Raw genomic sequence first — 23,046 nt, forward strand, 5'->3', positions numbered from 1 at the left:
TCCGGATCACTCGACTTCTGCGCCCTGTTCTTCGCCGTCCCTGATTTCGCGGATGATGACGGTGCCGATGCGGCCCTGCTCGATCAGTTTCTCGACCTTGTTGCGGCGCTCCTGCACGAAACGCTTGGCGGCGCCGTTTACGCGCGGGTCGGGCGACGAGCAGTTCTGTTCGCCGGTGCTCGCGCGTTCGCATTGCTGGGTGATCTGGTAGATCGGCTCGCGCTCGCCCTTGGAGAGGTCGGCGATGTCGGTTTCGTAGATCGAGGCTTCGGTGCGCGAGGTGGCGGCGAGGATCGCGGTGACGTCCTCTTCGGCATACTGGCCGAGGTGGGCGCGCAGGTCGGTGTCGAAATCGGGGAAGAAGAACGGCTGGGCTTCGGCGTAGATGCGCGAGACCTTCATCGTGTCGCCCGACCGGTCGACACCGCGCAGCGCGTTGACGAATTCGGTCGCGTTCTCGGCCAGCTGCACCGCGACATTGTCGCCCGTATACGGATTCTTCGCGATCGAAGGACTGCCGATATCGCCGCGGAAGAAACCGTAGATCACCCGCGGGTCCTTCCAGTTGGGATAGACGATCCTGGTGCGGATATCCTTCGGGCTCATCGCCACCCCGGCGACGGTGATGAACTTCGCCTCGTCGAGCGGCACGTCGAAGCCTTCGGGTTCGACCTTGTCGGGGCTCATCACCGGGTAATCGAGCGCGATTTGCTCGATCACCGCGACGTTGTGGAGGTTGATCCAGAAGGCGAGCTGTTCGTTGCGCGGCAGGCGGGCGAGGTCGATCTCGCTGCCGATGCGCTGCAGGTCGAGCCGGTACTCGGTCAGCGAGGCACGCTGCTTGTCCTCGAGCATGTCGAACGCGATCTTGTTGCCTTCGAGCCTGTAGCGCGAGGTATGGCCCCAGGTAAACCGCGAACCCAGGTTCGGTTCGACCTTCGGCGCCATCTCGCGGAGCGAGGGACCCATATTGAGCACGAACCAGTTGAGCGCGCGGTCCCACAGCCCCCAGTCGAGCTCGGTTTGCTCGACGGTGGCGGTAGGGGTGAAGCGGGCGAACTCGCCGTCCGCCTGAACGGCGTAGTCGACGGGGGCTGCATTGGCGGAAACCCCGGCGGGGGCGCCCAGCGCGAGGGCGAGTATGGCGGTGCTGGCAAGAAGTCGGGTCATCGCTAGGCTCCTGTTTCGAAGCCCTTTAACCGAAATTGGCCGGCGGGCGGAGGGGCGGCTCGACGAATGGCCGCACCCTTCCGACCGGCGGATGAATTACTTCGGTGCGAGGACCATCAGCATCTGGCGGCCTTCGAGCCGCGGGAACTGTTCGACCTTGGCGGTCTCTTCCATGTCGTCGCGGACGCGGTTGAGCAGGTCCATGCCGAGGTTCTGGTGCGCCATCTCGCGGCCGCGAAATCGCAGCGTGACCTTCACCTTGTCGCCATTGTCGATGAACTTGTTCACGTTGCGCATCTTCACGTCGTAATCGTGCGTGTCGATGTTGGGACGCATCTTGACCTCTTTGATTTCCTGGGTCTTCTGCGTCTTGCGCTGCGCGTTGGCCTTCTTCTGCGCCTCGTAGCGGTAGCGACCGATATCGAGGAACTTGCACACCGGCGGATCGGCGTTGGGGGAGACCTCGACGAGGTTCAGCCCTTGCTCCTGTGCCTGTTCGATGGCTTCCCGGGTGTACATCACACCGAGGTTCTCGCCCTCGTCGTCGATGACGCGGACTTTGGGAACCTGGATGAAATTGTCGAAACGCGGGCCGCTTTTTACGGGCGGCTGAAGGGATCGGCGCGGTGGGCGGGCTATGTTTGGTCTCCTGTAGCTCTTGCCAATTGTGGCAGATTCTGGGCGCTAGATAGGCGCTATTGATGCAACGCGAAAGGGGCGCGAGGGTTTCGACGCGCAAAAAATGCGCGCCTCGCCAGCCGTCAGGCCGCCGCCTCCCATAGAGGGATGCGCGCGAGCTTGCCCGCGGCGGGCAGCACGGCGTCAATTCGCGCGGCCGGCTGGAGCGCCTTGAGGATCGCCGGATCGCCCGCGTCCATTCCGCCGGTCAGCGCACCGAAGGCGGGCATGATCATGCGTGTCCCGCCCACATCGTTTGCCGCCAGTACCGCGCAGGGCCGCGCGATCCGACGGCCGCGCAGGGCGAGCCGCAGCTTCGGATGGTAGTGACCCGACAGTTCGGCGCGGGTCTCGCCTGCGATCGCCTGGTGGCGCAGCACCACGCCGCCGATCTCCATTTCCTCGGCCACCGTGCCGCCGATCGCGGGATCGAGCTTCTCGTCGTGATTGCCGGTGATCCAGACCCAGTCGGTCGCGCGGGTGAGCGCGGCGAGCATGCCCCTGGCATGGGGTTCGAGCCGCGCGGGTCCATCGTCGTCGTGGAAATTGTCGCCCAGCGTGATGACGCGGCGTGCGCCGGTCTCGCGGATCGCCTCGGCCAGCCGTTCGAGCGTCTCGCGACTGTCGTAGGGCGGCAGCATCTGACCCGATTTCTCGGCGTACCAGCTCGCCTTCTCGAGATGCAGGTCGGCAACCAGCAACGCGTTTTCACGCGGCCAGTAGAGCGTACGGCTCTCGCACAGGAGCCATTCCTCGCCTGCGAACGAAAGGGGAACCATGGGAGGCTATTGCCGCAGGCTTCGCGCAATGGCAAGGCTTCCCGCATGACCGACTGGACCGAGCAGACCGCCACCGCCCGCACCTGGTTCGAGACCTTGCGCGACCGCATCTGCGCCGAGTTCGAGGCGATCGAGCGCGAGGCCGGATCGGACGCTGCGTTCGACTATGCCGAATGGGCGCGCGAGGAAGCGGGCAACGAGCACCCTGGAGGCGGCACGCGCGGCTTGATGAAGGGCAAGGTGTTCGAGAAGGTCGGGGTCAACGTCTCGACCGTGCGCGGCAGCTTCGCGCCCGAATTCGCCGCCTCGATCAACGGCGCGAGCCCCGAGCACCCCGAATTTTCGGCGACGGGCATCAGCCTCGTCGCGCATATGGCGAATCCGCATGTGCCCGCGGTCCACATGAACACACGGTTCCTGTGCACGCAGGCGGCATGGTTCGGGGGCGGCGCGGACCTGAACCCGCCGATCCCCTACGAACAGGATACCGAGGATTTCCACGCACGCTTGCGCGCCACCTGTTCGGCGCACAACCCGACCTATTACGAACGCTTCAAGAAGTGGGCCGACGATTATTTCTATATCCCGCATCGCAAGGTCCATCGCGGGGTCGGCGGGATATTCTACGACCATCTCGAATGCGAGGATGAGGCTGGCTTCGAACGCAATCTCGCCTTCACCAAGGATGTCGGCGAGGCCTTCCTCGACATCTACCCTCGGCTGGTCCGTCGCCGGATGGAGAGCGCGTTCACGCCCGAGGACAAGCAAACCCAGCTCGAATGGCGCGGCCGCTATGCCGAATTCAACCTGGTGTACGACCGCGGCACGCTGTTCGGCCTCAAGACCGGCGGCAATATCGACGCGATCCTGATGAGCCTGCCGCCCGAAGCGGTGTGGAGCTAGTTCACGCGATCCACAGACGGAGAACGTAGGCAACCGCGCCGATCGCGGCGACGCTGCCGGCCCAGATCAGCGCCATCCAGCCGAGCCGTTTCCAAAGAGGAGCACGCTCGGCTTCCATCAGTGGTAGCCCTCGTGGCCGACCTTCCCGCGGAACACCCAATAGGCCCAGGCGGTGTAGGCGATGATCAGCGGCAGGGTGATGGCGACGCCCACCAGCATGAACACCTGGCTGCGCTCGGGCGCGGCGGCGTCCCAGATCGTCAATCCCGGCGGGACGACGTAGGGCCACATCGTCACGCCCAGCCCCGCCATCCCGAGGAAGAACAGCGCGATGCCGAGCCAGAACGGTTTCGAGTGGCGCTCGGCCTTGAGCGCGCGGAGCATCGCCACGGCGACCACCGCGGTGAGGATCGGGACCGGGGCGGCGTAGAAGATCTCCGGTGCGGTCAGCCAGCGTGCGGCATATTCGGCATTGAGGAAGACGTTGTAGAGGCTAACCGCGCCCATCAGGACCAGCGTAGCCCAGGCCGCGCGCTTGGCGAGCTGGCGCGCGTGGTGCTGGCTCTCGCCGTCGAGCTTCCACACCAGCCATGCCGCGCCGAGCAGGGCATAGCCTGCGACCGTGCCGAGTCCCGTCAGAAGCGTGTACGGCGTTAGCCAGTCGAACCAGCTGCCGGCATAGGCGCGGTCGACCACCTCGATCCCCTGCAGCAGCGCGCCCAGCGTCATGCCCTGCGCCATCGCCGCGATCAGCGAGCCGCCGGTGAAGGCCGCGTCCCAGTATCGACGGTGGCCGGGATCGCGCCAGCGATACTCGAACGCCACGCCGCGGAAGACGAGGCCGAGCAGCATGGCGATGATCAGCGGATAGGTCGCGGGCAGGATCACCGCATAGGCGAGCGGGAAGGCGGCGAAGAGTCCGCCGCCGCCCAGTACCAGCCACGTCTCGTTCCCGTCCCACACCGGAGCGATCGAGTTCATCGCCCGGTCGCGCTCCGGCCCGACCTCGAATGTGGGGAACAGGATCCCGATGCCGAGATCGAACCCGTCCATAACGACATAGGCGAATACCGCGAAAGCGATGATGAAGGCCCAGACGGTGGTCAGGTCGACATTGACGCTCATGGCGCATCCCCCGGCTCGTGCTTGCTGCCCGAGAGGTCGCGGCGGCTCGCGTCGGACGGATCCTGCGTCGGCCCCGGCGTGATCCCGGCAGTGCGGATTGGCCCCTTGTCGCCGCGCTTGACGCCGTATTCGCCCGGCTTGGGCGCCTTGCGCATCAGGTGCAGGATGTACCAGACGCCCGCGCCGAAAACCGCGAAATAGACCACCACGAAGGCGAGCAACGAAGCCGCGACGGCGGGCGCATCGAGCGGGCTGGCGGCGTCGGCGGTGCGCAGGATATTGTAGACGACATAGGGCTGGCGACCGACCTCGGTGGTGATCCAGCCCGCGATCACCGCAACGAAGCCTGACGGCCCCATCGCCAGCGCGGCCTTGTGCAGCATCGGCCAGTCATAGAGCCTGCGCCGCCAGCGCGCGAACAGGCTCCACAGCCCGATACCGAGCATGGCGAAGCCGATCCCGACCATCACCCGGAACGACCAGAACACCACCGCCACCGGCGGCTGCTCGTCGTCGGGGATCGTGTCGAGCCCGGCCAGCGGGGCATCGAGGTCGTGCTTGAGGATCAGCGAGGACAGCTTGGGGATACCAACCGCGTAATCGAGCCGCTGCTCGTCATCGTTCGGGATGCCGAACAGGTAGAGCGGAGCGCCATCGGGGTGACTCTCGTAATGCCCCTCCATCGCCATCACCTTCTGTGGCTGGTGCTCCATCGTGTTGAGGCCATGGAGATCGCCGGCGAAGATCTGCACCGGCACCACGATCGCCGCCATCCACATCGCCATCGAGAACATCTTGCGGGCATGGGGATTGGCCCGGTCCTTCAGCAGGTGCCAGGCGCCCACTCCGCCGACGACGAAGGCGGTCGTGAGGTAGGCGGCCAGAACCGTATGCACGAGGCGGTAGGGGAAGCTGGGGTTGAACACGATCTCCCACCAGCTCTCGCCGGGGAGCAGCTGGCCGTTCGCGCCGGTGACGAAGCCGGTCGGCGTGTGCATCCAACTGTTGACCGAGAGGATCCAGAACGCGCTGATGAAGGTCCCCAGCGCGACCATGCAGGTCGCGGCGAAATGCAGCTTCCTGCCGACCTTCTCCATTCCGAACAACATCACGCCGAGGAAGCCGGCCTCGAGGAAGAAGGCGGTCAGTACTTCGTAGGCCATCAGCGGCCCGATGACCGGCCCGGCCTTGTCCGAGAAGACCGACCAGTTGGTCCCGAACTGGTAACTCATCACGATGCCCGAGACGACGCCCATCGCGAAGGCGATGGCGAAGATCTTGAGCCAGTATTTGAACAGGTCGAGGTAGAGTGGCTTGCCGGTCTTGAGCCACAGCGCTTCGAGCACGGCGAGATAGCTCGCCAGCCCGATCGAGAATGCCGGGAAAATGAAATGGAAGCTCACCGTGAAGGCAAACTGGATACGGGCGAGCAGCAGCGCGTCGAGACCGTCAGGCATGGGAGCGGTCTAAAGGAGAAGGGTGCATCCCACTAGTATCGGTTGCGCAATTCCTGTTGCGCGCGCGGCAAGCGCGCCGGGTCGGGCTCACTCCGGCCCGAGCACGCGCACCCAGTCGACTTCCATCCGTACCTCGCCGCGCTTGATCGCGTCGGCGGTTTCCTGCGGAAGGCCGTAATAGGGTTCCTCAATGTCGAACACCTTCCACGGGTAGATCCCGCCGACCGCGAAATTGAGGATCACGAATTTCGGCGTGTCGAAGCGCCATTCGCCGTACCGCTCGATCTCGGCGCGGCTGACGGTGTAGAACACGTCGCCGTCGACATCGAAGGCGATTTCGTCCTTCGTCCACTCGACCCCGTAGACGTGCCAGTCGGTCACGTCCTGGCCTTCGGGGAAATAGCGTCGCTCGACCAGCGGGGTATCGCCCGAATAACCCGGGCCGTGGATCGCCACCGCGGTCCAGCTCTTGTCGCCGACATATTCCATGATGTCGATCTCGCCGGTGTAGGGCCAGTCGCCATTGCCGAGCAGCCAGAAGGCTGGCCAGGCCCCGACATTGTCGGGCATGCGAATGCGCGCCTCGGCGCGGCCATAGGTGAAATCAAAATTGCCGCGCGTGTTGACCCGGCCCGAGATGAAATCGGCGTTGCGCTCTTCGTTGGTGTCCATGCCCGGTTTCCACACCGGTTCGAGGATCAGCACGCCGCCGTCGGCGCCCTCCACATTGTCTTCGAACTTGATCGTCTCGGGGCTGTCGAAATAGGCCTGCTGTTCGTTGTTGACCCAGAAATCGGGCCCGATGACGTTCCACTTCGCGCGATCGAGCGAGCCGGAGTCGAACCCCTCCTCGAACAATACGGCACGACCATCATCCATGGCCGGTTCGGCCATGTCCGTCGCAGGTGCGGTGCAGGCCGCCAGCGTCGCAGCCAGCAATCCACCCGCCAGAGATTTCCCCAGAGCCAGATTTATCGTCATCGCGAGTTCCCCTCGATCCCGATTGCGTTGTTAACGTTCACAATAGCAATCTGTTCAGGCTTGGCAAAGGGGCTGTGTCATATCCGCGCAAATCGTGTAACTGCCCCCACGAATTTTTCCTCCCCGGAGACTTGCCTTGCGTATCTTAGCCGCCGCCCTGACCTTCTCGCTGTCGCTCGCCGGATGCACCGCGACGGACGATGCCGCGCCCGACACGCCCGAGGTGGCGCCGATCCTGACCAGTGAAGACGCGTTCGACGACCAGACCTTCGCCCAGCCGCAGGTCGCGCGGGTCACGCATGTCAGCCTCGATCTCGAACTCGATTTCGATGACAAGTCGGTCGCGGGCGAGGCGGTGCTCGATATCCAGGCGCAGGACGGTGCGGACGAGATCGTGCTCGACAATGACGGCTACCGTGTCGCCTCGATCACCGATGGCGAAGGCAAGCGGCTCCGCTACGAACTGGGCGCGGAAGAGGAAGGCAAGGGCCGCCCGCTGACCGTGCAGATCGGCGATGCGCGGCAGATCAAGGTCACCTACAGCGCGACCGATGCGGACGCGCTGCAATGGCTCAGCCCCGAACAGACCGCGGGCGGCGAATATCCCTATCTCTTCAGCCAGGGCCAGGCGACGCTCAACCGCACCTGGATCCCGACGCAGGACAGCCCCGGCATCCGCCAGACCTGGGATGCGCGGATCGTCGCGCCGGCCCCGCTAGACGTGGTGATGAGCGGCCTGCGCAAGGGCGAGGCCGAGGAACTGGACAACGGCAAACGCGCGTTCGAGTTCGAGATGGACAAGCCGGTCGCGCCCTATTTGATCGCGATCGCCGCGGGCGATATAGATTTCCGTTCGCTCGGGCCCCGCACCGGCGTATGGGCCGAACCCGCCGTGCTCGATCGCGCAGCGGAGGAACTCTCCGATACCGAGGCACTCGTCGACGCGGCGGAGGAACTCTACGGACCCTATCGCTGGGGTCGCTACGACATGATCGTGCTGCCGCCAGCCTTCCCTTACGGGGGCATGGAAAACCCGGTGATGACCTTCCTCACGCCGACCTTCATCGCGGGCGACAAGTCGAACAACGGCCTGATCGCGCACGAGCTGGCGCATAGCTGGTCGGGCAACCTCGTCACCAACGCGGTGTGGGGCGACGGCTGGCTCAATGAGGGCGTGACCTCGTATTTCGAGAACCGCATCGTCGAGGCGGTCTACGGCAAGAAGCGCGCCGAACAGGAAGCCGCACTGGCCTACGCCAATATCGAGGAAACGCTCGCTGAAGTGGGCGAGGACGCGCCCGGCACCGCGCTTCATACCGACGGCAAGGGCGAGCTGATCGGCAGCGCGATCGCCTATGACAAGGGCGCCTATTTCCTCCGCACGGTCGAGAAGATCGTCGGCCGCGACCGGTTCGACGCCTGGCTGCGCCAGTGGTTCGACAACCACGCCTTCCAGCCCGCGACCAGCGCGATGCTGCTCGCCGACATGGAGGAAAACCTCGTGCGCGACGAGCAGGAGGCCGAGGCGCTCATGCTGCGCGAATGGATCTACGAGCCGGGCCTGCCGGCGAACGTGGCCAAGCCCGATCCGAAGGCCTTCGCCGAGGTCGACAACGCCGTGAACGCCTATGCGCGCAACGACATCCTCCCGACCAATTGGGAAGGCTGGACCAGCGCCGAACGCCAGCGCTTCCTCGATAACATCCCGAAGGAACGCAGCGACGAACAGCTCGCGACGCTCAACCGCGAACTCGGCCTGTCCGAGACCGGCAACAACGAGGAACTGTTCCTGTGGCTCGAACTCGCGCTGGCCAACCGGTACGAGCCGGCGGTCGCACAGGCCGAGGAATTCCTCGCCCGGATCGGTCGTGCCAAGTTCGTCAGACCACTGTTCCAGGTCCTGTGGGACCAGGGCGAATGGGGCCGTTCGATCGCGCGCGACGTCTACGAGGAAACCCGCGCGGGCTATCACGCGGTGACCCGCGGCGGGGTCGACCGGATCGTCGAAGGCGAGTGACCGGGGTTGCGTGGCGCGCACCATCTGTGCGCCACGCGATCATGGTGCGGGTCGGGAACGCGCGCTAGGCTGCGCGCATGAATGCCGCCATCGCCGCAAAAGCCCGCAAGTTTGCGCCGATCGTCCTCCCGCTGGCGGCGATCGCCGCGGCACGGACGATGACTTTCACCGATTGGGCCGCCGCCAATGCGACGCTCGCCGCGCTGCTCTTCGCCTGGGTGGTAGCCGATGGGCTGGCGCTGGGCCTGATCGCCAAGGCGGACCGTCATCGACCCGGCCTGAAGGCGCTGCTCGGCGCCTTCGCCGCGGCCAGCCTGGTGATCGTGCTGGGTGCCGCAGCACCGGTGCGCGCTGCGATCCTCTCCATGCCGCCATTGCTCGCTGCGCTGGGCGTGACAGTGGTCGCCTATCTCGGCTGGAGCGCGGTTCGCGCCGGGTTCGCATGGCGCGCGGAACGCTCGGCCGAAGCGGTTCTCGGCAGTTTCATCCCGCGCCCGCTCGCCCGCGCGATCCTGCACGAATTCGGCATGATGCATCTCGCGCTGTTCCGCTGGAACGCGCCGCGCGACGTGCCTGCCGGGGCGCAGGCTTTCGCCTATCACCGCTACCTCAACCCGATGGTCGCGGCGCTGCTCGTACTGCAATTGTTCGAGCTCGCGGTCGTCCACTTCTTCCTGATGATGTGGAACCCGACGATTGCCTGGATCGCTTTCGGGCTCAGCGCAGCCGGGGCGCTGTGGCTGGTCGCCCTGATGAAGAGCTTCCGCATCAATCCGGTCCTGCTCGATCGCGACAGGTTGCGGGTGCGCTCGGGCGCGATCGTCGATGCCGTCGTGCCGCTGGATGCGATCGCCGGGATCGTGCCAGCGTTCGACGAAGCGACCCGCAAGCGGAAGGACACGCTCGACACCGCGCTCCTCGCCGCGCCGAACGTCTGTCTCGAGCTTGCCTATCCGGTCGCGATCCCGACCATGTTCGGCGGTTCGCGCGAGGTCGTGCGCGTGGCGATGCGGCTCGAGGACAGCGCCGGTTTCATCGTGGCGCTCGGGCAGGGCGGCTGTCAGAATCCGTCCGTGTAAATCGGTCGACATGCCCGGTTAGACCTCGCTCGACACAACGAGGAGGTCCCGATGAAATTCCGCCATGCCATGCTTTCGATCTTGCCCTTCGCCGCGCTCGGCGCGTGCTCGGGCGGCGCGATCGAAACGCCGATGGATCCGCAAGCCGTGGCCGCCGCGGTCGAAAACGACCTCGGCATGGTCTGCTTCGAACCCGAACCGGGCGAGACCATCCCGTGCGACGTGAAGGCCGATCCCGGCCGCAGCCGCACCTATGCCGATGTCCGGATCCAGGTCGTCGAGGCGGACGACCGCGGTGAAGGCGTATACGAAGTCAGCACCATCTCGGTGCGCCAGTCCGAAATCGATCGCGGCCAAGTCGAAAAATTCGTCTCCCGTTTCGGCTTCAGCGCCGAGGATCTCGAAGGGGCGATCGTCAATGGCGACCGTATCACCCGCGGTCCCTTCACGCTCGATCGGTTCAAGACCGAATCGATCCTGATCTTCGACTGATCGCCGCGCGCTCCTTCTGGCGCGGCGGATGCCGGTCGGTCCCCCGTGCCGATCGGCATTTCGCGCTTGCACAACGGCGCGTCGGGCCACACATTCGCCCGCGATGCTGCGCCAGTACGAACTTGTGGAACGGGTCAAGGAATACGACCCCGACGCCGACGAGGCGCTACTCAACCGCGCCTATGTCTATACCGTGCAGAAGCACGGTACGCAGAAGCGCGCCAGCGGCGATCCCTATTTCAGCCACCCGGTCGAGGTCGCCGGGCTGATGACCGATCTGAAACTCGACCAGGAAACGATCGCCACTGCGCTGCTCCACGATACGGTCGAGGACACGCTCGCAACGATCGACGATATCGAGGAGCTGTTCGGTCCGGATGTGGCGCGGCTGGTCGACGGGGTGACCAAGCTTTCGAAGATCGAGCAGATGCCCGAGAACGAGCGCGCGGCGGAAAACCTGCGCAAGTTCCTGCTCGCCATGAGCGAGGATATCCGCGTGCTGCTGGTCAAGCTCGGCGACCGGCTGCACAACATGCGCACGCTGCACTACATCAAGAAGCCCGAGAAGCGCCGCCGCATCGCGCGCGAGACGATGGATATCTACGCCCCGCTGGCCGAGCGGGTGGGGATGTACGAATACATGCGCGAGATGCAGGCGCTCGCCTTCGAACAGCTCGAACCCGAGGCCTACACCACGATCACCAGGCGGCTCGAGGAAATCCGTTCGCAGGACAGCGGGCAGGTCGATGCGATCGCGCTCGCGATCAAGCAGGCGCTGGCCGAGACCGGGCTCCAGGTCGAGGTGACCGGGCGCGAGAAACATCCCTATTCGATCTGGAAGAAGATGGCCGAGCGGCACCTTCCGTTCGACAAGGTGACCGATATCTTCGCCTTCCGCGTGATCACCGAAAGCGTCGAGGATTGCTACCGCGCGATGGGGGTGCTGCACACGGTGTGGCAGTTCATCCCGGGCAAGTTCAAGGACTACATCTCGACGCCGAAGAACAACGGCTACCGTTCGCTTCACACCTCGCTGATCTACGAGAACTCGATGCGCGTCGAGGTGCAGATCCGCACCCGCGACATGCACCGCACCAACGAATTCGGTCTCGCCGCGCATTGGGCCTACAAGCAGGCGGACCGGCCCGACGGACAGGTCGGCTGGCTGCGCGACCTGATCGAGATCGTCGATGCGAGCCACGATCCCGAGGAGCTGCTCGAGCACACGCGGATGGCGATCTACCAGGATCGCATCTTCGCCTTCACGCCGAAGGGCGCGCTGTTCCAGCTGCCCAAGGGCGCGACCCCGGTCGATTTCGCCTATGCCGTGCACACCGATCTCGGCGACCAGACCGTCGGCGCCAAGATCAACGGGCGGCACGTGCCGCTGCGCACCACGCTCAACAATGGCGACGTGGTCGAGATCATCCGTTCGAAATCGTCCGAACCGCAACTGTCGTGGCTCGGCCACGTGGTCACCGGCAAGGCGCGCTCGGCGATCCGGCGCGGACTGCGCGCCAAGGAGCGCGCCGAACATGCCGAGATCGGGCAGCAGATGTTCGACGATATCGCCGCGCGGATGCCGACCAAGATCGGGCGCAAGGCGATCAAGGGCGCGATCGAACGGCTGCAATTGCGGGACGAGGAAGAGTTGATGGCGGCGATCGGCACCGCCCGGCTCGACGATCGCGAAGTGATGGAAGCACTGGTCCCCGGGTCGACCGCGGACCTGCCCAAGAAACCGCATTGGCCCCGGCAGGACGGCGCGATCTCGATCAAGGGGCTGACCCCCGGGCGCGCGTTCAAGCTCGGTGTGTGCTGTCACCCGGTGCCGGGCGAGCGGATCGTCGGTGTTCGCCAAGATGGCGAGGGCGTGATCGTCCACCGGATCGACTGCGAACAGCTCGCCGACGGGATCGATGCCGACTGGCTCGACCTGTCATGGGGCGAATATTCCTCCGGCGCGCCGGTGCGCCTCGGAATGGAAATCTACAATCGTCCCGGCACGCTCGCCGACATGACCGGCATCCTCGCGCGCAACACCGCCAATATCCAGCGCATCGAGATGGTCGAACGCGAACAGCCCTTCGGCACCTACACGGTCGATATCGAGGTCGAGGACCTCGCCCACCTCACCCGCATCATCTCCGCCCTGCGCGCCAGCGATGCCGTGGCGGAGGTGGAGCGGATCTAGCCCTCCACCGCGCGCACCGGCACCGGGATATTGCACACGTCGGCGCCGCCCGCGGGCACGTTGAAGAACGGGTCGCGGCGGTTGGCGCGGGCCTCGGCGTAGCGGGCGAAGTCTTCGGTCGCGGTGTCGAAATATTCGAAGGCCGGGCGCTCGGCTTCGGGCAGGTCGCTGGCGACGCGGACCCATTCGATCGGCGTGCGTTCCTCGGCGGTCTCGTAGACGCCCAGCCCGCCGGTGCCGCGCGGGAGGCTCGACAGGTGCTCGATCCCGCTCACGATCCGACCCACGAGCGCGATATTGCGATCGAGATGCCGTGGCGCATGGCCGATCACCGTGTAGAGCTGCGAGCCGTCGCCGGTATCGGGCGAGAGGTTTCGTCCCACGCCGACCATGCCGTAGCAGTGGACGGGCCAGTGGCGGGCAAGGTGCATGTGCTGGATTCCGGCGATCGGAAATCCGTCCCTGAAGCTGGCATAGTTCGCATAGGCATCGGTCATCATCGGCGCAGGCCAATCACCGAGAACCCGGGGAACCCGGGTTGCGGCGGTGACCGAAGAGGTCAGCCAGTTGGGAGAGGAAACGGTATACTCGCCTTCTGTCGGGTTGTTCAGGCCCTCGGGCACGGGCTTTTCGGTGCCGCCGGTGCCGGGATCGGGCTGGCCCCATTGCACCACGTAATTGTCCTGCACGCGGTTGATCGAGCTGCCGTCCCAGTACTCGGCGCGGGCAAGCGTGCGGATGTTCTCGATCCAGCCCTGGCTGAAGGGCGGCGGCATCAACTGCATCACCACCGTGCGCTCGTTGCCGTCCAGATCGGGCGCCAGGCGCATCACGACGAGGTCTTCCGGTTCGATCGCGATCCACGCGCTGTCGGGTGCGGCGGCGATGATCTCGTTAGGGGAGGGGGCGGGTGCAGCTTCCTCCTGTGCGAGCGTCGGGACGGACAGCGCGATCAGTGCGGCGGCGGCGAGGAGATGCTTGGTCATCCGTGCACCTTGCCAGCAAGCGTCTGAAAGGCAAGCCTCAGCCGACCTGGTCCTCGAGCGCGTGCATGTCGGCATCGCTCAGGCCGAAATGGTGCCCGATCTCGTGGACCACCACATGCATGACCATGTGCTCCAGTGTCTCGTCGCCGCGCTCGGCCCATTCGGCGAGGATCGGCAGCCGGAACAGGCGGATGCGATCGGGCATCTGGTGCGGGGCGTCGATCGATTTTTCGCCCAGCGGAATGCCTTCGTAGATCCCGGTGAGTTCGTAGGGGTGCGACAGCTCGACCGCCTTCAGCGTTTCCTCGTCGGGCAGGTCGTCGACCCGGAACACCACGTCGCCGAGGTGTTCGCGGAACTGTTCGGGCAGCCGCGCGATCGCCGCCCGCCCCATTGCCTCCATCTCGGCGTTCGAGCACGCCTTGCCGATCGTCCGCATGTCCATCGCGCCATAGGTAGGGCACGAGGCCGCTTGCGCAAGCCAATCCCCCCCGCTAGTGCGCGGCCTCTGCCAGTCAGGCATGCGGAGCAGTGGCCGAGTGGTCGAAGGCGCACGCCTGGAAAGTGTGTATACGGTACCCCCGTATCGAGGGTTCGAATCCCTCCTGCTCCGCCACCTAGTCTGCGCTTTTCGGCAGATCTGCGACCGGTCCTCCTGAGGCCCGCAATTCTGCGGGGGTCCGCGAGCAAGTTCGGTGTGGGAGACATCGCAACTCGCCCTCATTTAGCCGAAACGGCCGGATTTCTCTGGAGGTCAATTCGCCACACCGGACTCGGCGACGAGCCGGAACGAGAAAGGGCAGCACATGGCGCTGCCCGCTGCGGTTCGCTGGAATTAGCGCCGGTCAGGTCAAGCCAAGGAGCTTCGCCTGTTCCGTCCAAGACCCGGAGACTTGATTACCTGTCGTCAGGGCCGTGCCGTTGAAAGCGGCCGGCTGCGTGCCGGCGAGGATACAATCAACGATCTGCGGCGAAAGGAAGGCGAGCCTCACGACCCGGCTGATCCATGAATCGTTGATTCCTTCTTCGCGGGCGAGCGCTGCTATCGTCGTTTGTCCGTCGGACAGGCGCTCCCACCATTTCCGCGCTTGCGCGAGCAGCTGGACCAACGAGCGATCGACCTCGTCACGCACGCCTTGACCGCAAAGCTCGACGAGCCTCATGGCCCTGCCCGTTCGCTTTAAGCGAACCTTGCAGTCGAGGGTAAGCTCCGCGTCGCTAAACTCGTTTCGGGGTATCGAGAGAACTTGGCGCAGCTGATTCGCATCTAGCTGAAGTGCGATCCTCTCAGTCCCTACCGTTACCGAGTTCACTATGTCGCGGACCGTTTTCCTCTCACGTGACCGCAGTCGCCTTGCAAGTTGACCTGCGTGAGCACGCACCACCTCGATGGTGGATCGGTCGAGCTCTGCCCCGATCATGGCGAGCAGCGATAGCGGGTCATCAAGTGCGTCAACCAACCGCCCGACAACCGCTGCCTCGAGTTCCCGGGCTGGGATGCGGATGCGATCCGTTGCGGTGCCGCCCGACTCCCGCTCGCGAGCCACGTAGTAGCGATAGCGGACCTTACTCTTGCAGGCGTGGCTGGCGCCCAGCGGCTCGCCGTTCTCGTCGAACACCTTTCCAGTGAGCAGGCTTTGCATCTTGAGCGTGGGCGCCCGCTGTTCTCCCTGCCGGTTAGCCGCGAGTTGCTCCTGCACCTTTGCCCACAGATCGAGATCGATGATGGCCTCGTGCTGGCCGTCATAAGTCTGCCCCTTGTGATGGATGTCGCCGATGTAGATCGGATTGGAGAGGATCTTGTAGATCTGCCCGCGGGTAAATGACACACCGCCCATCTTGCGCCCGGTTGCGGTAAAGCGCTCCGGGACCATCACTCCCTCGTCATCAAGCTGCTCCTTAAGCAGCCGGACGTTGCCGATGTCACAATAGCGCCGGAATAATCCGCGGATTATCTCGGCGTGTTTGTCGACAATCGCGAGCGTGCGGCCGTCGGCCTCGTAGCCGAGCGGGACGATGCCGCCCATCCACATGCCCTTGGCCTTGGAAGCAGCGATCTTGTCGCGTATCCGCTCGGCGGTCACCTCGCGCTCGAACTGCGCGAAGCTCAGCAGCATGTTGAGCGTGAGCCGCCCCATCGAGTTGGTTGTGTTGAACGACTGGGTGACAGAGACGAAGCTGACCTCGGTCCGGTCCATCGTCTCGACCAGCTTAGCGAAGTCGATGAGCGAGCGCGTCAGCCGGTCGACCTTGTAAACGACCACGATGTCTATCTTGCCCGCCTCGACATCGCCAAGCAGGCGTTGGAGGGCAGGGCGCTCGAGCGTTCCGCCCGAGAGGCCTCCATCATCGTACACCTCGGGCAGTAGCGACCAGCCTTCCGATGCCTGGCTCAGGATATAGGCAGCACATGCCTCGCGTTGCGCATGGAGCGAGTTGAAGTCCTGTTCGAGGCCTTCCTCGGAGGACTTGCGGGTGTAGATGGCGCAGCGAACTTTCTTCATGCTGCTGTCCTCTTCCGTCGTAGCCCGAAGAAAGCAGGACCTGACCAGCGCGTCCCGGTGATCGCGCGCGCAACCTCGCTCAGTGAGCGCCACTCGCGCTCGTTCCAATGGATTTCCCCGGCATCGCCGATGGTGACGACATGGACCCTGCCGGCGAACTCGCGGGCGAGCCGCATGCCGGGTCGGACAACCTTGGTCTCGGTCTTTGCAGCAGCGATTTGCTCGAGCCGCTGCTTGGTCTTGCGCGAGAGGCCGCCGAGCGCCTTTGCCTGCAGTTCGTAGGCAAGCGCCAGCCGGAGCAGCTTGGCGCTGACCTGTGGGACCGGGCGACCGGTGAGCTTTGCCCACCGGTCCTTGAGGTCACCTTTCGCCATCGTATCCAGCTTCGCGAGGTGGTCGTCGATCGCGGTCATAATCACGCGCTCTTGTTGATGCGGTAGCAGGCCTTGTCGCCCAGCTTGTCGCGCTCGATCGTGTGCCCTTTCTTCTTGAGGCCGGTCAGTGCAGCCCGCGTGGTGTGCGGTTGCCAGCCCGTGGCCTCGACCATTTCGTCGAGCGTTGTACCGTTCTTGCGCTTGAGCAGCGCGATGACCTTGCCGATCTTGGTCTCGCGCGGCCTCGCTCCGGCTTTCTTTGTCGCCGTCTTCATGGGGCCGACAGGCTTCTTGGTAGTCTGCATTGTCATGGGTGGTTCTCCTGTTCCAGGGCGGCAACATGCCCCTCCCACCACCCAAGGCCCCGGCCGAGCGTCTCGCCGGGGCGGCAGCCGGTTGAGGCGGCTGCGATCCAATGATCACACCAATGCTTCGTTTGCCGCCGAAGTCGAATGGAAAGTGCGGCAGGTTGATCTCAGGGCTAGACCAGCCTGAGAATTGCGCGTGCCGTCGCAGCGATCGCGCCGAGCTTTTCCGTAATTCGTCCTACCACCGCGATCCTCGCCTCGAGTGCATTGCGTGTTAGGGCGATCGTCGTCGCGAGCTCGGGGCCGCTGGCCTACACAAGGAAGCCAGCGGTGAGCATCAGCTTCGCTATCATGTATTTCGGTGTCTGGCCGAGGTCGCTTGGTATGACGCCACGAGTGCTCGTAGCTCCGACTAGGTCGAGATCCAGCTTGCCGGAGTGGCCGCTTTGCGCCCTCAATCCGAGCCATCTAGGACGGACTGTTGCGACGCCAAGAGCTGTCATTCGTTCAGAATGCGCCCGCCCGAATACGCGCGGTGGATTGGCCTGTCAGCAGCTCCTATATTGCGCTAGCCTGATCTTGGGCTTGGGAAGTTGATAATGGATAAGGCGAAGCGACAGGAGAAGGGTAGTAGCAGTCGCCGTGTGCTCGTGAGCAGCACGGCAGCGAACATGATTTCGTCGCTACATCCGTCCAACAAAGGGAAGGCCAAAGATACTCTAGCCTCCGTCAGGTTGAGCGTCCTCGATAGAGCAAAGGTTAAGAAGATCGCGGGCATCGAAAATGCGTTCGTTGCTCGTGCCGGTAACTTACGGGTCGTCTTCAGGGACGAAGGTGATTCTTTCGTCATCACCTCAGTCATTGCGAAGGCCTGATGGCGAGGCCACACTTCGACAATCACGTCTTCAATCTCACGGAAGCGGAAGCGGAACTAGCTGAATTCAAGGCGCTCTTGGAAACGAACACCGATCTTGCCGAGCGGGATCAGGTGCTTGCAAATTTCAAGAGATGGCCGAATCTTTGCGCTACCATGGGGCAGTACAACAGCCGCTTGGGCATTGGCGATCTGTTCAGACGTGAATTTCGGATCCTCCCTCACTTCAGGACCGATCTCACGGTTCGCCGCGGCAAAACCGATAATATCTGCCTCATCGAATTCGAGGGCGCCTCCGATCGGCACATCTTTGAAGACAGCGATCGCGGCATCGACACCTGGGCGCGCCCCTTCGAGAAGGGCTTCAGCCAAGTCGTAGACTGGACATGGGCGCTAGATCACTACCGCAAGACCGCTGATTACATCGACGCCTTCGGCAGTGAGCGACCGAATATTGTGGGCGTGCTCGTAATCGGGCGCTCCACGTCTCTCTCGACAACCGCCCGTAAAGATCGGTGGGAGTGGCGGCGAAACAAGGTCAAAGCTGACAGCTTCCCGCTTACACTCGTAACATTCGACGAGCTTTATAATGACTTCGCGACTTGGCTGGCCCTGCGAAAGATGGATCACGCAAGCACATGAAGAACGAGCCACCGCCATGCGTCTCTGGCTGAAAGCGAGGCAACCGAACCCGTAAGCGGTGGCCTATCCTCGCATCCGGCGCTCCCTCAAGAGAGTGGCAGCTTTGCAACTGCCGCATCTAGGCTGCCTGTCCACTTGCGATCCATTCGCCGAATTTCTGAAATTGGCAAAGCAGCCCTTCGGCACAGCGCCCCCATTAGGTCGTTGAGTGCAATGCAAAGATTGCTCGCAAGCGGACAGTTATATCTAAATCCGCAACAGTGGTATCCGGCTCATGGTCGCGAGCGGCAGCAGTACGAATTAAAAGCGGTCGGGCACTGAGCCGCCGAGGTGCCGGCACCGTCTTTCTGGTATTCGTGACGACCAATAGAATCGGAATTGCCAATGACGAAACCCAAACGCCATCATTGGTGGCCTCAGCTTCAATCGGGTCATTGGACCGATACCGACGGGTTCATCAACGTTACGCGGTCGGACGGCAGCACGTTCCGGGCACCGCCGTCGAAGATCGGCGTCGAAGGCGAGCTCTACACTCGCTACGAACTGGCCGGAGAGAAGGACCTCACCATCGAACACTGGTTCGGCCAACAGATCGAAACGCCGTTCGTGCAGGCACTCGAACGCCTCGCCACGATGGAGGAAATCAAGGTTTCGCCGCTGCCCGCGAAGCGGCCTTACAAAGAACAGGAGCTGCGCGAGCTTGGCTTTATAGTGCCGACGAAGGTCGAAGAGATGATCCTGTCGGCCGAACACCGCGACGCCATCGACCGCTACCTTGCAGCCTTGCTGGTCCGCAGTCCGCGCTATCTCGCAAAGCTTGTCGCGTTCCACGACAGGCAAGGCGCTCCCCTGCCGAAAGCACTCTCGCGTGACGCCGCGATCAAGACGGTCGCGCTCGACAACATGCTGCAGGTGTTCGAGATCTATCGCGAGCGGATCGCGCGCGCGCATCTCGGACTGCTGCTGATCGAAGGCACCAACGAGCTGCTGTTCAGTGATGCCGGCATCAGCGCCGAAGAGCCTTGGCGGTCCGGCCCGGTGCCGTTCGACATCCATGCGCCGCTCACGCCCAAGATGGCGATCGAGGTGATGCCCGTTCCCGACAGCCATACCGGGCGATGCCTTATCATGCGTGCTAACAACCGGGGCGCGGCGAGGATGAACCGCATTGCGCTCCAGAACGCCCAGCAGTTCGTGTTCTCGAAGCAGAAGCCCCCGCTCCAGTTCATCAAGGAGCATTTCGGCAAGTCAGCGCCGAAGTCGATCGGCATCCGCATGCGCAATGGCAAAGTCGAGACCAAATTCGACTGGTCGCGCGATCGCTGACGGCCCGCCGCGTCAAACGATGACGACGCGGCTCGCATCGTCGATGACGTACCGAATCTTCTTCGCATCGGCCGGGGAAACCGCAGCAGTGAACGGCTTAGGGTTCCACAGATTCCAGAAAGGTCCATTCAGTTGAGACCAAGCGGCGAAGGGGAGCTGGACGATCAGCTCGGCCAAGCCCGCTGCCGTCGCTTGGACCCAGCTGCGTTCATCGGGCATTGCGTAGACTTCATCGGCGCGCTTGAGGATCGCGGCCCTGAGCTCGTCTAGGCCAAGGGGGGCGGTAGCGGCAGTGGCGACGTCCACGCCAGCGAGAGCGATGGCCGAGTGCACGGCAATCGACATATGATCGCGGCGCAGGTTGGGGATGAGGCGACCGGCCGTCGGACGATCCTCGTATTTCGAGATGATCTGGATGAGCTGCCGATAGTCGCCGTCCCAGACGCCGGCATTGAGGAAGTCCTGCTCTTGGCCGAAGCGCGCGTAGACTTCAGGATCGAAGTGCTCCTTGCCATAATGGAAGCAGCCGGTGGCGAGGAGTTCGGCCTTCATCGAGTCCCAGGCGAGGCCATCGATCCAGACGAGGTCGAGATGCGTGGCGAAGATATCCTCGGGCAGCGGCAGGCTGACATAGACTTCGGTCACGCCGCCGACATAGACGTCGTAGGCGGAAACCCAGAGCAGGCGGCTAATGACCTTCTCGATCGGAGCGGCTGTCGCGCCAATCCCGTTGGCGATCAGCGTCTCTACCCCGCCGCGCGCGGCCGAGATCGCGTCGACTGCGCGCTTTAGCCGGACCGATGCGGCGGGATCATGCTTGGCATCGTTGTAGAGGTCGCGCACCGAGTGCAGCTGGCCGCGCACCGTCTTGGCAATGCCGAGCGACTTGAGCCGGTTGATCAGGGTGTCGAAGGTGTCGCTCGCAGCGGCATCGGGGAACACGGCTGTCTTGAAGAAGCGCTCGAGGCGAGAACCGAGCCGTTCGACGATCGAGCGCACGGCGCTGTCTTCATAATGTTCTAGGCGCAGCTCATCGAGGGCAGCAAGCGCCGCGGCAAAGGCTGCAAGGACTTCATCTCCCCGGGTCACCATGTGCCGAGCCTTTCCTTCTTTCGCTTCATTCGGCGTTGCCGGAAGCCACGAGGTCATAGCCTCCGACGATCACGGCATCGAAACGCTCATTCGATGCTGCCCAATAGTGGACCGTCGGGTACAACCAGCGGTTCAGCTGCAGGATACTGCCGTGATGCTTAGGAAAATTCCAGTGGAGGATCGGCTTGTGATGGGCGGTGCGGTTGCGCACCAGCCGAATCTGGGTGAGCGGGCGCGAGAATCTTTTGCGCGGCAGGCGCTTGCCTTCCTTGGTCTCGGCGATGCGATTGAGCGTCGCGCGCCATAGGGTCTCGTAGGCGGGGCTCAGCATCCCGGTCCAGAAACTGAAGGTGAGCGCCGCGACGATGCGCCCGGCGGCCCCATCCTCGCCGGCTTCTTCGATTCCGGCGACGGCAGTGGCTCGGAATCAGAACGTCTGGTTCCAATTGGGTTTGGCAGAAAATGAGACAGCACGTCTATGAATGATTATCGTTCGTCGTGATTGATATTGATTTATCCCGCATCACGGCTAACCTCGAATCATCATGATTGGTGATGATTCGAGGAGAGTGATTATGAATGGTATTTTCTTAAGTAGCGCGAGCATCGGGGCGTTGAGCCCCTCGGCGCGTCGCGAGGTGCTGCAAGCGGTGGGCCTATCCGAAGGTGTTGCTGTCGCATCGGTGGATGATCCTGTCGAATTCGACGGGCCTGCCGAACTTTCGGTTGGGATGGCCCGGCAGTTGATCGCGGAGCCGATCAGCGACAAATCCGTCGCAATCCTCCGCACCATCGCGCTTAGCGCGACGCCGCAATTCCACCAGAAGGATGCAATCAACTCTATCCAGGGCGCAGAGACCTACTTGGACATCAAGAACGTCTGGTCGGGCATCACTCGCCGAACTCGTTCGATTCTCGACGACAAGACTGCCAAGCTTGTCCACTGGGACTACGAAGGCATTTACGAAGGCGAGGAATACGTTGATCACATCGGGCGCGTTGCTCCGATCACTCACCGCTCGCTCCGCGCAGCTTTCGGCATCGATGTCTAGACCGCAGGGTGGTGTTCGCCGCTGGGCGAGCAACACCCGGCAGCACCCCAGAGAACCGGACAGCGTGCGGGGATAGAAGGGCCGCGAGGGGCTGAGCATGGGGTGGGGCCTAAGCGACCTGCGTGGCGGTGTCCCATGCATCGCAATATGCCGCGACTTTCAGCGCTCCCGTTTCGTCGTCCACTTTCAAGGCAGCGGCATGGGATCGTTTCGCGAAGTCTTTGATCGACTGCGTAAGCGACCATACTTCCTTGTCGTCGACGACAATCAAGCGATCATGCAATGTTCGCTTTGCAGCCAGTCTCACCTCCAGTGGTCGATCAGAACCAAATTGAGCGATCCATCGTTCCGCAGCGGGAACCAGCGTGTCCTTGACTGTCCCTTCGTCGGCAAGAACGTGCAAGACTACGGCTCCCTTCGCGGCGGCGAGAAAATCGGTCACTAGAGTCGCGTCAAGATAAGGATCGACGATCAGGAGCCGCGCCTGTGCCGAATCAAGAATCTTGGCGATAGCTCCGTAGGCGTCGACCTGTTCGCCAGCGGCAACAAAAGCACCTTGAGCGGCTGTAGGAGCTTTCAACTCGGCGTGGCCAAGTACCTTGTATAGGACGGCCCGAATCTGCGCGCCACCCGCACTTCCTTGGCTAGAAACCAGCTTGCCCTCGGCGACGCCCAACTCGACACCTTCTTTGATCAGCTTCATTGCGTCGATGAGTGCAGCCAACTGCCCAACCCATTGCAGAGTTTCAGGTCGAACCTGACTGTCTGAGCCGATTGCTCTGAAATCCGGTTCCGTTTGGACCAAGGCCTTCACTCGGTGCAGGGCTTCTGTTGGATCCATTGGTTGGAATCGGGCCATAAAGTCGGGCGTGGTTCGTTCTGGTGGGATCGCCAAGGGTTTTTCCTGACTGAAAGTTCGTCTGCGCCGATCATAGGCCTGCTTGTGCGTTGCTCGCTAGTTCGATTGCCGCGCACGCCTTGTCATGCGTCCACTCGCCCTCGCCTGACGCGGT

24 protein-coding genes and 1 tRNA gene are annotated in these 23,046 nt (G+C 63.5%); 10 read left to right on the forward strand and 15 right to left on the reverse strand.

Annotated features, from left to right (window positions below; translation table 11 throughout):
* Positions 1-6: 6 nt before the first annotated feature.
* From IEW49_RS01705 to pdeM, 3 genes are all read right to left on the reverse strand, one after another.
* A complete protein-coding gene (locus tag IEW49_RS01705) occupies positions 7-1,170 on the reverse strand; it encodes a DUF547 domain-containing protein (RefSeq protein WP_188641054.1) in 1,164 nt (387 codons plus the stop codon).
* A 96-nt stretch (positions 1,171-1,266) separates the two neighbouring features.
* Positions 1,267-1,809, reverse strand: coding sequence for a translation initiation factor IF-3 (infC, locus tag IEW49_RS01710; protein WP_188643048.1), 543 nt, complete (start codon positions 1,807-1,809; stop codon positions 1,267-1,269).
* A gap of 122 nt (positions 1,810-1,931) precedes the next feature.
* Positions 1,932-2,627 (reverse strand): ligase-associated DNA damage response endonuclease PdeM, encoded by a 696-nt coding sequence (pdeM, locus tag IEW49_RS01715; protein ID WP_188641055.1) that lies wholly within the window; start codon positions 2,625-2,627, stop codon positions 1,932-1,934.
* A gap of 45 nt (positions 2,628-2,672) precedes the next feature.
* On the opposite strand from pdeM, the gene hemF reads away from it, so the two are divergent.
* Positions 2,673-3,530: an oxygen-dependent coproporphyrinogen oxidase gene (gene hemF / locus IEW49_RS01720; protein WP_188641056.1), complete on the forward strand. Its 858-nt coding sequence runs from the start codon at positions 2,673-2,675 to the stop codon at positions 3,528-3,530.
* A gap of 1 nt (position 3,531) precedes the next feature.
* On the opposite strand, the gene IEW49_RS01725 is transcribed toward hemF, so the two are convergent.
* The 4 genes from IEW49_RS01725 to IEW49_RS01740 all read right to left on the reverse strand — a co-directional run bounded on the left by IEW49_RS01725 (position 3,532) and on the right by IEW49_RS01740 (position 7,093).
* The gene (locus IEW49_RS01725) at positions 3,532-3,648 is read right to left on the reverse strand and encodes a DUF2474 domain-containing protein (RefSeq protein ID WP_188641057.1); all 117 of its coding nucleotides are present in this window, start codon (positions 3,646-3,648) and stop codon (positions 3,532-3,534) included.
* On the reverse strand, positions 3,648-4,655 hold the full coding sequence (cydB, locus tag IEW49_RS01730) for a cytochrome d ubiquinol oxidase subunit II (protein WP_188641058.1): 1,008 nt from the start codon (positions 4,653-4,655) through the stop codon (positions 3,648-3,650). The genes IEW49_RS01725 and cydB overlap by 1 nt, the downstream gene beginning before the upstream one ends.
* On the reverse strand, positions 4,652-6,112 hold the full coding sequence (locus IEW49_RS01735) for a cytochrome ubiquinol oxidase subunit I (RefSeq protein WP_188641059.1): 1,461 nt from the start codon (positions 6,110-6,112) through the stop codon (positions 4,652-4,654). Before IEW49_RS01735 ends, cydB begins: the two co-directional genes overlap by 4 nt.
* Positions 6,113-6,199: 87 nt before the next feature.
* Complete coding sequence (locus IEW49_RS01740; protein WP_188641060.1) at positions 6,200-7,093, reverse strand: glycoside hydrolase family 16 protein; 894 nt, start codon at positions 7,091-7,093, stop codon at positions 6,200-6,202.
* Positions 7,094-7,229: 136 nt separating this feature from the next.
* Between IEW49_RS01740 and IEW49_RS01745 the strand changes: the two genes are divergently transcribed.
* The 4 genes from IEW49_RS01745 to IEW49_RS01760 all read left to right on the forward strand — a co-directional run bounded on the left by IEW49_RS01745 (position 7,230) and on the right by IEW49_RS01760 (position 12,875).
* Positions 7,230-9,110 carry a M1 family metallopeptidase gene (locus IEW49_RS01745; protein ID WP_188641061.1) on the forward strand — a complete coding sequence of 627 codons (1,881 nt, stop codon included), beginning with the start codon at positions 7,230-7,232 and terminating at the stop codon, positions 9,108-9,110.
* A gap of 77 nt (positions 9,111-9,187) precedes the next feature.
* On the forward strand, positions 9,188-10,189 hold the full coding sequence (locus IEW49_RS01750) for a hypothetical protein (RefSeq protein ID WP_188641062.1): 1,002 nt from the start codon (positions 9,188-9,190) through the stop codon (positions 10,187-10,189).
* A 51-nt stretch (positions 10,190-10,240) separates the two neighbouring features.
* Entirely contained in the window at positions 10,241-10,681 is a 441-nt protein-coding gene (locus tag IEW49_RS01755; RefSeq protein ID WP_188641063.1) for a hypothetical protein, read from the forward strand.
* A gap of 103 nt (positions 10,682-10,784) precedes the next feature.
* Entirely contained in the window at positions 10,785-12,875 is a 2,091-nt protein-coding gene (locus IEW49_RS01760; protein WP_188641064.1) for a RelA/SpoT family protein, read from the forward strand.
* On the opposite strand, the gene IEW49_RS01765 is transcribed toward IEW49_RS01760, so the two are convergent.
* Positions 12,872-13,861, reverse strand: a complete 990-nt coding sequence (locus tag IEW49_RS01765) for a peptidylprolyl isomerase (protein ID WP_188641065.1) — start codon at positions 13,859-13,861, stop codon at positions 12,872-12,874. The two genes, IEW49_RS01760 and IEW49_RS01765, sit on opposite strands and share 4 nt — an antisense overlap.
* Positions 13,862-13,898: 37 nt before the next feature.
* Positions 13,899-14,306 (reverse strand): metallopeptidase family protein, encoded by a 408-nt coding sequence (locus IEW49_RS01770; protein ID WP_229658038.1) that lies wholly within the window; start codon positions 14,304-14,306, stop codon positions 13,899-13,901.
* Between the two features lie 80 nt (positions 14,307-14,386).
* Here IEW49_RS01770 and IEW49_RS01775 point away from each other — a divergent pair.
* Positions 14,387-14,477 (forward strand) — tRNA-Ser (locus IEW49_RS01775).
* A 229-nt stretch (positions 14,478-14,706) separates the two neighbouring features.
* Here IEW49_RS01775 and IEW49_RS01780 read toward each other — a convergent pair.
* Genes IEW49_RS01780 through IEW49_RS01790 form a run of 3 tightly spaced genes read right to left on the reverse strand, consistent with a single transcriptional unit; the run spans position 14,707 to position 17,014 of the window.
* Positions 14,707-16,365 carry a recombinase family protein gene (locus tag IEW49_RS01780; protein WP_188641066.1) on the reverse strand — a complete coding sequence of 553 codons (1,659 nt, stop codon included), beginning with the start codon at positions 16,363-16,365 and terminating at the stop codon, positions 14,707-14,709.
* Entirely contained in the window at positions 16,362-16,778 is a 417-nt protein-coding gene (locus tag IEW49_RS01785) for a DUF2924 domain-containing protein (RefSeq protein WP_188641067.1), read from the reverse strand. Before IEW49_RS01785 ends, IEW49_RS01780 begins: the two co-directional genes overlap by 4 nt.
* A gap of 2 nt (positions 16,779-16,780) precedes the next feature.
* Positions 16,781-17,014 (reverse strand): DUF3489 domain-containing protein, encoded by a 234-nt coding sequence (locus tag IEW49_RS01790; RefSeq protein WP_188641068.1) that lies wholly within the window; start codon positions 17,012-17,014, stop codon positions 16,781-16,783.
* A gap of 632 nt (positions 17,015-17,646) precedes the next feature.
* Here IEW49_RS01790 and IEW49_RS01795 point away from each other — a divergent pair.
* The 3 genes from IEW49_RS01795 (at position 17,647) to IEW49_RS01805 (ending at position 19,889) form a co-directional block, all read left to right on the forward strand.
* Positions 17,647-17,922: a hypothetical protein gene (locus tag IEW49_RS01795; protein WP_188641069.1), complete on the forward strand. Its 276-nt coding sequence runs from the start codon at positions 17,647-17,649 to the stop codon at positions 17,920-17,922.
* Positions 17,922-18,563 (forward strand): Shedu anti-phage system protein SduA domain-containing protein, encoded by a 642-nt coding sequence (locus tag IEW49_RS01800; protein ID WP_188641070.1) that lies wholly within the window; start codon positions 17,922-17,924, stop codon positions 18,561-18,563. The genes IEW49_RS01795 and IEW49_RS01800 overlap by 1 nt, the downstream gene beginning before the upstream one ends.
* Positions 18,564-18,947: 384 nt before the next feature.
* The gene (locus tag IEW49_RS01805; protein WP_188641071.1) at positions 18,948-19,889 is read left to right on the forward strand and encodes a DUF4238 domain-containing protein; all 942 of its coding nucleotides are present in this window, start codon (positions 18,948-18,950) and stop codon (positions 19,887-19,889) included.
* Positions 19,890-19,901: 12 nt separating this feature from the next.
* Here IEW49_RS01805 and IEW49_RS01810 read toward each other — a convergent pair whose 3' ends face one another.
* Positions 19,902-20,981: a hypothetical protein gene (locus IEW49_RS01810; RefSeq protein ID WP_188641072.1), complete on the reverse strand. Its 1,080-nt coding sequence runs from the start codon at positions 20,979-20,981 to the stop codon at positions 19,902-19,904.
* A 25-nt stretch (positions 20,982-21,006) separates the two neighbouring features.
* On the reverse strand, positions 21,007-21,312 hold the full coding sequence (locus IEW49_RS01815) for a hypothetical protein (protein WP_188641073.1): 306 nt from the start codon (positions 21,310-21,312) through the stop codon (positions 21,007-21,009).
* A gap of 244 nt (positions 21,313-21,556) precedes the next feature.
* Between IEW49_RS01815 and IEW49_RS01820 the strand changes: the two genes are divergently transcribed.
* The gene (locus IEW49_RS01820) at positions 21,557-22,033 is read left to right on the forward strand and encodes a hypothetical protein (RefSeq protein WP_188641074.1); all 477 of its coding nucleotides are present in this window, start codon (positions 21,557-21,559) and stop codon (positions 22,031-22,033) included.
* 109 nt (positions 22,034-22,142) lie between these two features.
* Here IEW49_RS01820 and IEW49_RS01825 read toward each other — a convergent pair whose 3' ends face one another.
* On the reverse strand, positions 22,143-22,892 hold the full coding sequence (locus IEW49_RS01825; protein ID WP_229658039.1) for a phospholipase D-like domain-containing protein: 750 nt from the start codon (positions 22,890-22,892) through the stop codon (positions 22,143-22,145).
* Positions 22,893-23,046 lie beyond the last annotated feature (154 nt).

This window comes from Pseudoblastomonas marina (assembly GCF_014641655.1).
Taxonomy (GTDB): domain Bacteria; phylum Pseudomonadota; class Alphaproteobacteria; order Sphingomonadales; family Sphingomonadaceae; genus Alteriqipengyuania_A; species Alteriqipengyuania_A marina.